This window comes from Luteibacter sp. NPDC104163, assembly GCF_055584245.1.
This window is the reverse complement of record NZ_JBVJMK010000008.1, coordinates 195,871-208,284: the sequence shown is the minus strand read 5'-3', so window position 1 is coordinate 208,284 and position 12,414 is coordinate 195,871. Positions and strand designations below refer to the sequence as shown.

The following is a 12,414-nucleotide window of genomic DNA, read 5'->3' as shown; positions in this document are numbered from 1 at the left end:
AACACACACCCGCTCCCCCCCCCCCCCTCTCTCCCTTTTTTGTTTTTGTCCCCCCCCTTTTTTGGGGGGGGGGGGGGGGGGGGGCGGGGGGGGGGGGGGGGTGGGGGGGCCCCAAACCCCCCCCCCCCCCCCCCCCCGCTCCCACAACATCATTTTTCTTCGGTGAGGCCCGGGATGGTCTCTTTCTCGACATCCAGATGCGAAGCGGCGAGCGCCACCTGCGTGCGATTGGACACGCCGAGCTTCCGCATGATCGCCGTCATGTGCGCTTTCACCGTTGCTTCCGACACACCCAGGTCGTAAGCGATCTGCTTGTTGAGCAAGCCTTCGGCGATCATGTTCAACACGCGGAACTGCTGCGGCGTAAGTGAAGCGACTCGTGCGGCGACATCTGCCTCATCCGCCTTCAGTTCCACGGTGCCGCCCATCAGCTGATGCGGTAGCCACACATCGCCATCGAGGACCGCGCGCACTGCTTCAACGATATCATCCACAGCCGCAGACTTCGGGATATACGCCGACGCACCATGCGCAAGCGCGCGCCGCGCGACCTGCGCTTCCTCATGTCCGGACACGACGATCGTCGGCAACCCCGGATACTGCCCGCGGATATGCGCGAGCGCGGAATATCCGCGCGCGCCCGGCATGTGCAGGTCCATCAGCAGCAGGTCGGCTTCCGGCATCGTCTCGATGAGCGCGAACAGCGCGGGCACGCTGTCCGCCGTATGCACGGTGGCATCCGGCAGGGCCGCCAGGACCGCGCGCTGGAGGGCGTCGCGGAATAGCGGATGGTCATCGGCGATGAGGACGTCGCTCACTTGATCAGTCTTTCTTCCACCAGGTTCTTCACCACGCCCGGATCGGCCAGCGTCGAGACATCGCCCAGCTGGTCGGGTGCGTTCTCAGCAATCTTGCGCAGGATGCGGCGCATGATCTTGCCCGAACGTGTCTTCGGCAGGCCGGGCGCCCATTGCAGGTAATCCGGCGCCGCGATCGGTCCGATCTCCTTGCGCACGCCGGCGACCAGCTCCTTCTTCAGCTCCTCGCTACCCGCCTCACCCGAGATCAGCGTAACGAACGCGTAGATACCCTGGCCCTTGATGTCGTGGTGGCAACCGACCACCGCAGCCTCGGCGACCTTCGGGTGCGCGACCAGCGCGCTCTCCACTTCCGCGGTGCCGATGCGGTGGCCGGATACGTTGATCACGTCATCGACGCGGCCGGTGATCCAGTAGTAGCCGTCTTCGTCGCGGCGGGCGCCGTCACCGGTGAAGTAGTTGCCCGGGTAGGCCTTGAAGTAGGTATCGATGAAGCGCTGGTGGTCGCCGTACACCGTGCGCATCTGGCCCGGCCACGAATCGGTGATCACCAGGTTGCCGCTGCAGGCGCCTTCCTGCACCTTGCCCTCGGCATCGACGATGGCCGGCTTGATCCCGAAGAACGGCAGCGTCGCGGAACCGGGCTTCAGGTCGATCGCACCCGGCAATGGCGTGATCAGGAAGCCCCCCGTCTCGGTCTGCCACCAGGTGTCGACCACCGGGCAGCGCTCTTCGCCGACCACGCGGTAATACCAGTTCCACGCTTCCGGGTTGATCGGCTCGCCGACCGTGCCCAGGATGCGCAGGCTCTTGCGCGAGGTCTTCTTCACCGGCTCGTCGCCTTCGCGCATCAGCGCGCGGATCGCCGTCGGTGCGGTGTAGAAAAGCGTCACCTTGTGCTTGTCGACCACCTGCCAGAAGCGGCTGAAATCCGGGTAGTTCGGCACGCCGTCGAACATCACGACGGTCGCGCCATTCGCCAGCGGGCCATACACCACATAGCTGTGGCCGGTGATCCAGCCGACATCGGCCGTGCACCAGTAGATATCGTCCTCGCGCAGGTCGAAGGCGAGCTCGTGGGTGAGGCTGGTGTAGGTCAGGTAACCACCGCTGGTGTGCAGCACGCCCTTCGGCAGGCCCGTCGAGCCCGAGGTGTACAGGGTGAACAGCGGATCTTCCGCGTTCATCGGCTCGGCCGGGCACTCCGTGGACTGCCCTTCCATCAGGGTGTGATACCAGCGGTCGCGCGGCGACTGGACGTTGATCGCCCCGCCAGTGCGCTTCACCACGATCACGGTCTCGACGCTGTTGGTGTTCGGCCGGCTCAGCGATTCATCGACATTAGCCTTCAGCGGGATCTTCTTCCCGCCGCGGCAGCCCTCGTCGGCGGTGACGATGAGCTTGGCCTTCGAGTCGGCGATGCGGCTCGCCAGCGAATCCGGCGAGAAACCACCGAAAACGACCGAATGGATGGCGCCGATGCGGGCGCAGGCCAGCATGGCCACGGCCGCCTCGGGGATCATCGGCAGGTAGATGACCACACGGTCGCCCTTGCCGACGCCCAGGTTCTTCAGCGTGTTGGCGAACTGGCAGACCTCGGCGTGCAGCTGGCGATAGGTCAGCGTGCGGGTTTCGTTCGGGTCATCGCCTTCGAAAATAATCGCGGTCTTGTCGCCGCGCTTATCGAGGTGGCGGTCGAGGCAGTTGGCGGCCACGTTGAGCTCGCCATCCTCGTACCACTTGATGTGCAGGTTGGCCGGATCGTAGGACACGTCCTTGATCTTCGTCGGCTTTTTGATCCAGTCCAGGCGCTCGCTCATCTTCTTCCAGAAGCCCTCCGGATCCTGGACCGACTCCGCGTACATGCGCTGGTAGTCATCCTTGCGGATACGCGCCTTTTCGGCGAAGGCGGGATCGACCGGGTGGATCTCGGACATGCTGGCTCCTGCGGCACAAAGGTTACGTGGGGGCTTGGACCCTGAGTGTAACGTCGCGGCGCAGCATACGGATGCGGCGTGCTTACGACTTTGGTCGAGGTTCGACCTTTGGCGAATGGATGCCCGGCCCGGCCTGTCACATTCTCGGCCTGCCAAGGGTTGGGGAGACCATTGATGAAGACCACGCATTCCGGTGGCCGCAAGGCCATCGCCTTAAGCGTTGCTTGTGCCCTCATGCTGCCGCTCGCGGCCATGCCGGACACCGCCCACGCGCAGTCGAAGTCGAAGAAGACATCCAGCCGCGAGGCGCAGCTGGAGCAGCGAGTGAACCAGCTCGAGCAGCAGCTGGCCGAGCTGAAAGCCATGATCCAGGAACAGAAGGCGGCGACCACCGAGGCGGCGACCACCGCCCAGGCCGCGCAGACCCAGTCGCAGGCCACCGAGGAGAAGGTGACCAAGGTCGAGAAGACCGTGGCGGCCGTGCCGGCGAAGCCTTCCTTCACCACGGGCACCGCACCGGGCGTCTCGCTGGCGTTGCACGGCTTCATCAACGTCAGCGGCTTCAAGCAGGATGGCAACTACCAGTACGGCAACGGCCAGAACGCGGAATACCCGCTGCCGGGTGCGTCAGGCAAGGCCAACTCGATCACCGGCGTCGATGTGCGCAACACGCGCTTCTGGCTCGACTTCACCGGCGCCCGGTTCAACGAGAACTGGACCGGCTCGGGCCGTATCGAAATGGACTTCTTCGGTGGCTTCAACGGCACCGGCGCGTATGCCGGTTCACAGCCGGAGCAGCGCCTGCGCCAGGCGTACATGGATATCAGCAACGTCGACACGGGCACCACGTTCCGCATCGGCCAGATGTGGCAGCTGCTCTTCCCGCTCGATTACGTCCCGCAATCGCTCTCGCACATCGCCTTCCCGCTGGGCTACGGCACCGGCCTCATCGGCTGGCGCTACCCCGGCGTCGTCTGGATGCAGGACCTGAACCACGGGTCGGAAGGCACGAAGTGGCGCTTCGACCTCGGCGCCTACGAAGGCAGCTGGAACGGCCCGGGTGCCACGACCAACTTCCTGACCGCCGGCAACGCGGGCTTCAAGCCGCAGATCCAGGCCCGCATCACGGCGAAGGGCAAGGACTGGCAGGCCTTCCTCGGTGCGCACTACAGCCGCATCGACCTGCACGGCGTGGATGGCAACACCGTCACGCCGATCAAGGGCAACGTGAAGAGCACCGCGGTGGAACTGGGTGGCATGTGGACGCCCGGCAACTTCATCCTGAAGGGCGCCGTGTACACGGGTAACGCCATCGGCCAGATGTTCGGCGACCTCTCGCAGTTCGGCGATATCAAGGACAAGGGCGCCTGGGCGCAGGCGGGCTACAAGTTCGACAAGCACTGGACGCTGTTTGCGTTCGGTTCGGTGAGCAAGCCCGACAAGGACGATGTGCTGCGCTGGCGCGCTGCCAACACCGCCGGCCTGCTGAAGGGCCAGCAACAGGCGCTCAGCCTGCAGTACACCACCGGACCCTTCGACTTCAGCGGCGAATGGATCCACTCCAAGATTTACTCGACGACGACCAATGGCCTCGGCCGCCAGACGGATTCCGGCAACGAGTACACCCTTAACGCGATGTACCGCTTCTGACGGAGACCCGCATGGCCACCACCGCATCCGGCATGCATGCCGCAGGCAATATCGGCACCAGTCACAAACGCGTGATCTTCGCGTCCAGCCTGGGCACCGTGTTCGAATGGTATGACTTCTATCTGTACGGCTCGCTCGCGGCCACGATCGGCAAGCAGTTCTTCACCGGCCTCAACGACACCAGCCAGTTCATCTTCGCGCTGCTGGCGTTCGCCGCGGGCTTCGCCGTCCGGCCGTTCGGTGCCATCGTGTTCGGGCGCATCGGTGATCTCATCGGGCGCAAGTACACGTTCCTCGTCACGATCATCATCATGGGTACGTCCACGTTCCTCGTGGGTGTCCTTCCCGGATACACAACGATAGGCGTCGCGGCGCCCGTGCTGCTCATCCTGTTACGCCTTCTGCAGGGCCTGGCCCTGGGTGGCGAATATGGCGGCGCGGCGACGTACGTTGCCGAGCACGCACCGGATGGCAAGCGCGGCCTGTACACCAGCTTCATCCAGATCACCGCGACGTTCGGCCTGTTCCTCTCGTTGCTGGTGATCCTGGGCACGCGCCTCGGCATGGGCGCCGACACCTTCGATGCCTGGGGCTGGCGTATTCCGTTTCTGATCTCGGCGATCCTGGTTGGCGTGTCGGTGTATATCCGCCTGCAGCTGCATGAGTCGCCGGTGTTCCAGCAGATGAAGGCCGAGGGCAAGCAGTCCAAGGCGCCGCTGACCGAAGCCTTTGGCCAGTGGAAGAACCTGCGCCTCGTGATCCTCGCCCTGCTCGGCGCTACTGCCGGCCAGGCCGTGGTCTGGTACACGGGCCAGTTCTACTCGCTCTACTTCCTGACCCAGAGCCTGAAGATCGATGCCACCACCGCGAACCTGCTGATCGCCGCGGCGTTGTTCATTGGTACACCGTTCTTCGTGTTCTTTGGCTGGCTCTCTGACCGGGTCGGGCGCAAGCCGGTCGTGCTCGCCGGTTGCCTCATCGCCGCGCTCACCATGTTCCCGATCTTCAAGGGCCTTACCCACTTCGGTAACCCGGCGATCGAAGCCGCCGCCGCAACCGCGCCGGTGGTCGTCACCGCCGACCCGGACGCGTGCAGCTTCCAGTTCGATCCGGTGGGCAAGCACACCTTCACCAGCTCCTGCGACGTGGCGAAGAGCGTGTTGGCAAAGAAGGGCATCCCGTACAGCAATGCCGCCGCTTCCGCGGGCACGCTGGCGACGGTGAAGATCGGTGATGAGGTGATCGAATCGTTCGAGGGTGCTGGCCTGGACAAGGCGACCTTCACCGGGCAGAGCAAGGCGTTCACGGAGAAGGTGGATGGCCAGCTGAAGACCGCGGGCTACCCGGCGAAGGCGGATCCCTCACAGACGAACTATCCGATGCTGGTGGTGCTGCTCGCTATCCTGGTGATCTACGTGACCATGGTCTACGGCCCGATCGCCGCGTGGCTTGTGGAGATGTTCCCGACCCGCATCCGCTACACGTCGATGAGCCTGCCGTACCACATTGGTAATGGCTGGTTCGGCGGGTTCGTGCCGACCATCGGGTTCATGCTCGTGGCCTGGAAGGGCGATATCTACTACGGGCTCTGGTATCCGGTGATCGTGGCGCTGATGACCTTCGTGGTGGGGTTGTTCTTTGTGCGGGAGACGAAGGACGTGCCGCTGGAGCATTGAGGCGGATACCGTTCGCACCCATGCCGCTTATTGGGTGCGAACGGTGCACTATCTCGGCCCATACGCGCTTCACCCAGGCGATAGAGAACGCCAGTAGAACAATGGCGGCGACCATGAGGAATCGCGTGCACTGAGATTGGGTTGTTGTACATTTGTACAATGACCCAGCCGATTCCCATGATCCGCCCGCACAAGGGCAGGGGCGCCGCCTCCAACCCGGAGGGCCGGTTCGAGACCACCCGGTACCAGGCCGAGGACGACGGCTGGCATCGTGAGGAAGAGGATCGCCGCCCCGCTACCACCGTGAGCCAGGAACTGGCCCGAGGCGTGGTGTCTCGGAATGACTCGCCGGATGTAGGTTTCGATCAGGCGATCAATCCGTACCGGGGTTGCGAGCACGGTTGCATCTATTGCTACGCGCGCCCCTCGCACGGCTACCTCAACCTCTCCGCCGGCCTGGACTTCGAGACGAAGCTGTTCGCCAAGGTCAACCTGGCGGAGATTCTCCGCGACGAGCTGGCGAAGAAGAACTACACCTGCAAGCCGATCAACATCGGCAGCAACACCGATCCGTACCAGCCGATCGAGAAGCAGTGGCGCCTTACTCGCGCGGCGCTGGCGCTGCTGAATGAGTGCAACCACCCGTGCACCATCGTTACGAAGAACGCATTGATCGAGCGCGACCTCGATATCCTCGCGCCGATGGCCGAGCGGAATCTGGTGCAGGTGTTCATCTCGATCAATTCACTGGACAACAAGCTGGCGTCGAAGCTGGAGCCGAGAGCGTCGGCGCCTCATCGTCGATTGCAGGCGGTGAAGACACTGCACGATGCTGGCGTACCCGTCGGCGTACTGGTCGCGCCGATCATTCCAGCGCTCAACGAGAAGGATGTGGAAGGCATCATCGAGCGGGCCGCTGCCAACGGCGCCAACTCGATCGGCTATACCTGCATTCGTTTACCGCACGAGTTGAAGCAGCTGTTCCGGGAATGGCTGGAGATTCACTATCCCGATCGCGCCGCGCACATCATCAGCCTCATCCAGCAGATGAATGGCGGGAAGGATTACGACAGCAACTTCGCTACGCGGATGCGCGGGCAGGGGATCTTTGCGGACATTATTCGTAAGCGGGTGCAGGTGGCTTCACGGAAGGCGGGGCTGCATCGGGCCTGGGACACGGTGTTGGATACGTCGCGGTTTGTGGCGCCTAGGATTCATTCGCCGCAGGGGGAGTTGTTCTAGCGAACTACCGGACTTTCCCGGTACTTCCGGGCCATGAGCCGGTCCGTTACAGCACTTACCCTGTCGGCCTCCCCCACGCGAATACAGTCGTGACCGACGCCCCATCCTCGAAGCGATCGCTCATCTGGTTCCTGTTCTGGCTTGTCGCGCTGAGCGCGCCGGTCTGTTCGCTGTCGGTAGCCATCGGCAGCGAGCCACCCATGATCTCGCGCATACTGATGTGGTGCCCCGGCACTGCCGCGCTGCTTACCTGCCTGATCTGTCACCTGGACATCCGCTCGCTTGGCTGGAGCTGGCCACGCGCGCGGCATCTGGGCTGGAGCTACGCGCTCCCCTGGCTTTATGCCGTGCCCGTCTATCTGCTGGCATGGGCGATGATTCCCGGCGCATTCCAGTGGGATCACTTCAGCGCACCACTCGCCGCGACGTTCAAGGTCACCTCGCACCCCACCGCGTTTGCAGCATTCTTCGGCATTCCCACCACGATGGTATTCATCGTCCTCGGCACCATGGCGTGGACGCTCGGCGAGGAACTTGGCTGGCGTGGCTTCCTGGTGCCGCGGCTGTACGCGCGCTGGGGCTACGTGGGGACCAGTTTCGCCGTCGGCTTGCTTTGGGCGGCCTGGCACTACCCCGTTCTTCTCGGTGCCGATTACAACGCAGGCACGCCCGCGGCTTACGCCATCAGCTGCTTTACCGTCATGGTGGTGGGCCTGAGTTTTGTGATGACCTGGCTACGCATGGCATCGGGCAGCGTCTGGCCTTGCGTGATCCTGCATGCGGTGCATAACACCCTGATCCAGGGCGTGCTTGATGCGTCGACCGCGACGAATGGCCGCGCACCGTACGTCACAACGGAGTTTGGCTTTGGCCTGGCTGTAGCGCTCGCTGTCTGCGCTGTCGTACTTGCCTCGAACCAGCGGAACGCACTCCGCGCGGCCCACTGCCCGAACGCTTAGCATCGGGGTGGGGCTCCGAAGCCCGCGGTTGGCCCCGGAATGCCAACCATTCGTCCCACTAGCCGTTGCCACTGTGGGATCTGGCGGCGATCATCGCCTCTTCTGACGAAGAAGACTACTCAATGTTCGAGACGGACCTCCACGCCTGGCTGCAGTCGTTCAATGCCCCTTGGGTGCTGGCGCTGATGCGTGCCATCACCTTCATGGGCTATGACTGGATTTATCCGCTGATCGTTATCGGTGCCTGCTTCGGGGGGCGTCTTAGGCCGGGCCTCACCGTGACGCTGTCGCTTCTTCTCGCTTCGGTCGCGATACATGGTGGCAAGGACTACTTCGAGCTCCCACGACCCAGTGACGTCGATGCAAGGCTGATGGACGGTGGGATGCCGCACCAGGCCTTGTTTCCGGGCGGGAGTGCACGTGACGCCTGGTCGTTGCCCGAGCCGGGCGCCGCTGCCGCGCTTCGGGCAACAAAGGAGCCGGACTATGGCTTTCCAAGCGGACACGTTGGTGCAACCGTCGCCGGTTGGCTGGGCTTGTGCCTGGCCTTTGGCTGGCGTCGTCGAACGTGGGCGGTCGCCCTTGCCTGGGGCGTCGCAATGGCGATTTCCCGCATGTACCTTGGTCGTCACTTCCTCGCTGACGTGCTTGGCGGGCTGGCGATTGGCCTTTGGGCTGCCGCCGCCGCCACAGTCGTAATGCGGCACGGTAGATTACCTGTCCGTGCAATCGCTTTCGCCAGCATCGTCGCGTGTCTCGTCCTGTTTCGCACAGACCTGGTCGATGTAGCAAAAGTCGCAGGACTTGCCGTGGCAATCGCATGGTTCGAGTGGCGTGGCTATCCGGTCGAGCGAAGCGGCTGGGCATCTACTATCGGCCGACTCACGGTGGGTGTTGCCGGTTTCGAATGCCTCCGCTGGGGCGCAACGTTCGTCGCGCTGCCCAAGTTCATTGTCGCAGCCCTTGTGACCGCAGCCATGTTTCCCTGCGTCGTCTATCTCGCTGCACGTTTTCGGCTTTACGAATCCCCACCTGAAAGCTGATCAGCGGATAGCTTCTCATTCGCTGGTTCGCGGTGCATCCATCCGGCGAACCTCTGCGTATACCCCCTTGGGACATACGAATGGGATTCCCATGTGGATGCGCATCATCAACTTCGTCGGTTACCAGGCATTGTGGTTTGCCCTGGTGATCGGTGCGTCGCGCGGGGCGACGACAGTACCGGCCATCATCGCGTGCGCGTTCGTGGCCCTGCAGCTTCCGTTTGGCTCCGATCCCATGGCCGATGTGCGTCGCCTGATCGTGGCCGTTGCCTTCGGCACGTTTGTGGATGGCGTGCCGTCGCTGCTCGGATGGTGGCACTACGCCACGCCGTCACCCGCGTTCCCTGCGGGCGGCGCGCCACTATGGATCCTTGCGCTATGGGCTTCGTTCGCGACCACGATTGATCGTTCCCTCCGCGTGGTGCGCACACACCCGTGGCTCGGCGTAATCCTTGGCGCAGCCGGTGGGCCCGCGGCTTATGAAGCCGCCGCGCGTGGATGGCAAGCGGTGGTATTCAGCTGCCCGCCCGCGTTGTACCTGGGCTGGCTGGGTGTGAACTGGGCCATCGCCATGGCGGTGCTCGTACGTGGCGTGAGCGGCCCCGAGGCGAAGTCCCGGCCCTCCCCCGGGACATCCGGAACGTGATGGTGGACGACCTGACCGTCGTCATGACGTGGCTTCGCCTGACGATTGACACCTCAGCGACTCATCCTGACGAGTATCTTCCCCCTGGCGTGCCCCGTAGCTAGCTTCTCCAGCGCCGCGCGTACCTCCGTGAGGTCAAAAATCGCATCGGTGATGATTTGCAAGGTTCCCTGCTGGAACTGCGCAACAGCATTGGCGAGGTACGGCGTAGCGGTGGCGAAGAACACGGCGGCGCCTTTGTTGCTCCCGCGTGCCTCGATGTTGAAATCGGCGAGCGTCGCAATGCGGCCGTCCGGTCCGAGCACGCCCCACGACTTCTCGAGCGTCTCGCCGCCAAGCGTGTCGAGTACGACGTCAATGTTCCTGAGCCGTGTGAAATCGTCCTGGCGATAATCGATGACTTCGTTTGCGCCGAGTTCCTTGACCAGATCGTGATTGCGATCGGACGCGGTGGCTATGACGTGGGCTCCCATCAGCGCTGCCTGCTGCACCGCCATGGTGCCCACACCGCCGGCACCACCGTGGATCAGCACGCGTTCGCCGGCCTTAAGCTTCGCGACATCAGAAAGGGCCTGCTTCGCAGTACCGTACGTGGTCGGCAATGACGCGGCCTGTTCGAAGCTCATCGCGGAGGGGATACGGCGAACGTCGGCGGCTGGAAGGCGGACCTGCTCAGCAAGCGCGCCTCCGGTAGCCGGGTTAGTGCGGCCAAATACCCGATCGCCGATATCCAGGTCGGTGACGCCTTCGCCGACGGCTTCAACGACGCCGCTGAAGTCGGTGCCCGGCGTATATGGCAGATCGATGGGAAAGACCTGCTGCATGGTTCCCGCGACAATCTTCAGGTCGAGCGGGTTGAGGCCGACTGCTTGGATGGCGATGACGACCTCGCCAGAGCCGGCCACGGGAGCGGCGATGTCGGTGATCACAATGGTTTCCGGGCCGCCAAAGGAAGAGATCTGGGCTGCTTTCATTTCAGTCCCCCTTCGGGAACTGGCCGAGCTGCATGAAGAAGCCGAACCAGTCCTCCATGTGCCAGGTCGTGGTGAGCTTCAGGTCCTGGAGTTCGTGGAACTCGTGCAGCCGGAAGGCGACGGCTTTGCCGGTGGCGGGGATGCCGAAGATCTCGCCGAGGTGAGTGCCCGTGATTTCGGCACGGACCCCGGCCTTGCCCGGCTCCTGCACCATGTCGTGGACGATGATGTTCACGTCGGGGAAGGCTTGGATAAAGCCGCGGATGATGTCCTTGATGCCGGCCGGACCAGGCGCCTGGCCGGGAGCCAGCGGAATGTCGTCCCATGTCGGGGCAAGCACGCTGTCGACCAGGTCGGGGTTCTTTTCGCTGAAGGCTCGGTAGAGGGTTTCAACGGCCTGGCGTTCGGCCTGAAGGCGTCGCTGCGTATCGATCGGGAGCGTGTTCATGTCAGTCTCCATCGGCTAGTGGTGGGCGATGGAGCACAGTCTGGGCGGCCATTCCGTATCCGTCCAACAGATAGCGGATATAACGTAATATTGATTCCATGGATTTTCATGGCATCGACCTGAACCTGTTGGCCGCGTTCGACGCGCTGATGCGTGAGCGAAACGTCACCCGCGCGGCCGCGGAAGTCGGAGTAAGCCAGCCCGCCATGAGTGCGGCGCTGGCGCGGCTTCGCAAACTCGCAGGCGACCCGTTGTTCCATCGAAGCGCCGCCGGCCTGTTGCCCACCGCGCGGGCCCGCGATCTCGCCGCACCCATCGCCGAGGCGCTGCAGCAGATCCGCGCCGTACTTGTCGACGAGACGGTGTTCGTGCCGGCACAGGCAACGCAGGCGTTCAAGATCGGCCTGTCGGACTACCCCGCCTTCGTGCTGTTGCCCGCAATCACGATGGCGCTGCGTGAGCAAGCCCCGGGTGCGACACTTTCCGTGCACGCGTTCACCGGCCGCGACGAGGCAGTGGATCTGCTCGATGCGGGAACGGTAGACGTCGCCATCGGAGTTCCACCATTGCACAACGATCGCCGCATCCTGTCGCGGCCGATCCTGCGTGATAGCTTCGTCACCATCGTCGCCAACCATCATCCCGTGGCGCGCCGTGGCATGGACATGAAGGCATTCCTGTCGCTATCCCACGTACTCGCGTCGCCGGAGGGCGAGGGCTACGGTCTTGTGGACCAGGCGCTGGCGGAAAAGGGGAAGTCGCGTCGCCTCGCACTGGTGCTGCCGCAAATGTTCGTCGTGCCGTCGGTTATCGCGCAGACCGACATGACCGCGACGCTGATGCAGCGCGTCGTGCTCGCGTCCGCGTCTGCGCGCACGATCGCGACGTTCCCGCCACCCGTGCAGCTGCCGGACATCACGTTCCACGCGCTATGGCACCGCCGCAACGATGCGAACTCGGCGCAGACGTGGTTTCGCGAGTTGGTCGCCGGCTGTGCGGAAGCGCTATAACTGTCTCACGG

The 12,414-nt window shown here is 63.8% G+C and carries 11 protein-coding genes; 7 read left to right on the top strand and 4 right to left on the bottom strand.

The window, feature by feature from the left end:
* Positions 1-149: 149 nt before the first annotated feature.
* Positions 150-818: a response regulator transcription factor gene (locus ACZ6YI_RS12470; RefSeq protein ID WP_465778946.1), complete on the bottom strand. Its 669-nt coding sequence runs from the start codon at positions 816-818 to the stop codon at positions 150-152.
* Complete coding sequence (gene acs / locus ACZ6YI_RS12465) at positions 815-2,755, bottom strand: acetate--CoA ligase (RefSeq protein ID WP_465778945.1); 1,941 nt, start codon at positions 2,753-2,755, stop codon at positions 815-817. Before acs ends, ACZ6YI_RS12470 begins: the two co-directional genes overlap by 4 nt.
* Positions 2,756-2,929: 174 nt before the next feature.
* Between acs and ACZ6YI_RS12460 the strand changes: the two genes are divergently transcribed.
* The 6 genes from ACZ6YI_RS12460 (at position 2,930) to ACZ6YI_RS12435 (ending at position 9,971) form a co-directional block, all read left to right on the top strand.
* On the top strand, positions 2,930-4,405 hold the full coding sequence (locus tag ACZ6YI_RS12460) for a hypothetical protein (RefSeq protein ID WP_440325258.1): 1,476 nt from the start codon (positions 2,930-2,932) through the stop codon (positions 4,403-4,405).
* A gap of 11 nt (positions 4,406-4,416) precedes the next feature.
* Complete coding sequence (locus ACZ6YI_RS12455; protein WP_465778944.1) at positions 4,417-6,081, top strand: MFS transporter; 1,665 nt, start codon at positions 4,417-4,419, stop codon at positions 6,079-6,081.
* A 159-nt stretch (positions 6,082-6,240) separates the two neighbouring features.
* On the top strand, positions 6,241-7,323 hold the full coding sequence (locus tag ACZ6YI_RS12450; protein WP_465778943.1) for a PA0069 family radical SAM protein: 1,083 nt from the start codon (positions 6,241-6,243) through the stop codon (positions 7,321-7,323).
* An 89-nt stretch (positions 7,324-7,412) separates the two neighbouring features.
* A complete protein-coding gene (locus tag ACZ6YI_RS12445; RefSeq protein WP_465778942.1) occupies positions 7,413-8,282 on the top strand; it encodes a lysostaphin resistance A-like protein in 870 nt (289 codons plus the stop codon).
* Between the two features lie 122 nt (positions 8,283-8,404).
* Positions 8,405-9,325 (top strand): phosphatase PAP2 family protein, encoded by a 921-nt coding sequence (locus ACZ6YI_RS12440; protein WP_465778941.1) that lies wholly within the window; start codon positions 8,405-8,407, stop codon positions 9,323-9,325.
* 91 nt (positions 9,326-9,416) lie between these two features.
* The gene (locus ACZ6YI_RS12435) at positions 9,417-9,971 is read left to right on the top strand and encodes a DUF2878 domain-containing protein (RefSeq protein ID WP_465778940.1); all 555 of its coding nucleotides are present in this window, start codon (positions 9,417-9,419) and stop codon (positions 9,969-9,971) included.
* 53 nt (positions 9,972-10,024) lie between these two features.
* On the opposite strand, the gene ACZ6YI_RS12430 is transcribed toward ACZ6YI_RS12435, so the two are convergent.
* Both ACZ6YI_RS12430 and ACZ6YI_RS12425 read right to left on the bottom strand, forming a co-directional pair.
* Complete coding sequence (locus tag ACZ6YI_RS12430; RefSeq protein WP_465778939.1) at positions 10,025-10,945, bottom strand: NADP-dependent oxidoreductase; 921 nt, start codon at positions 10,943-10,945, stop codon at positions 10,025-10,027.
* Position 10,946: 1 nt separating this feature from the next.
* Complete coding sequence (locus tag ACZ6YI_RS12425; protein ID WP_465778938.1) at positions 10,947-11,393, bottom strand: ester cyclase; 447 nt, start codon at positions 11,391-11,393, stop codon at positions 10,947-10,949.
* A 98-nt stretch (positions 11,394-11,491) separates the two neighbouring features.
* Between ACZ6YI_RS12425 and ACZ6YI_RS12420 the strand changes: the two genes are divergently transcribed.
* Entirely contained in the window at positions 11,492-12,403 is a 912-nt protein-coding gene (locus tag ACZ6YI_RS12420; protein ID WP_465778937.1) for a LysR family transcriptional regulator, read from the top strand.
* The last annotated feature ends 11 nt before the right edge of the window (positions 12,404-12,414 follow it).

Excerpts from the sequence above, each read along its gene's own strand:
- ACZ6YI_RS12450 (WP_465778943.1), top strand. The coding sequence starts at position 6,241 with ATGACCCAGCCGATTCCCATGATCCGCCCGCACAAGGGCAGGGGCGCC.
- ACZ6YI_RS12455 (WP_465778944.1), top strand. The coding sequence starts at position 4,417 with ATGGCCACCACCGCATCCGGCATGCATGCCGCAGGCAATATCGGCACC.
- ACZ6YI_RS12425 (WP_465778938.1), bottom strand. The coding sequence starts at position 11,393 with ATGAACACGCTCCCGATCGATACGCAGCGACGCCTTCAGGCCGAACGC.
- ACZ6YI_RS12440 (WP_465778941.1), top strand. The coding sequence starts at position 8,405 with ATGTTCGAGACGGACCTCCACGCCTGGCTGCAGTCGTTCAATGCCCCT.
- ACZ6YI_RS12420 (WP_465778937.1), top strand. The coding sequence starts at position 11,492 with ATGGATTTTCATGGCATCGACCTGAACCTGTTGGCCGCGTTCGACGCG.
- ACZ6YI_RS12460 (WP_440325258.1), top strand. The coding sequence starts at position 2,930 with ATGAAGACCACGCATTCCGGTGGCCGCAAGGCCATCGCCTTAAGCGTT.
- ACZ6YI_RS12435 (WP_465778940.1), top strand. The coding sequence starts at position 9,417 with ATGTGGATGCGCATCATCAACTTCGTCGGTTACCAGGCATTGTGGTTT.
- ACZ6YI_RS12430 (WP_465778939.1), bottom strand. The coding sequence starts at position 10,945 with ATGAAAGCAGCCCAGATCTCTTCCTTTGGCGGCCCGGAAACCATTGTG.
- acs (WP_465778945.1), bottom strand. The coding sequence starts at position 2,755 with ATGTCCGAGATCCACCCGGTCGATCCCGCCTTCGCCGAAAAGGCGCGT.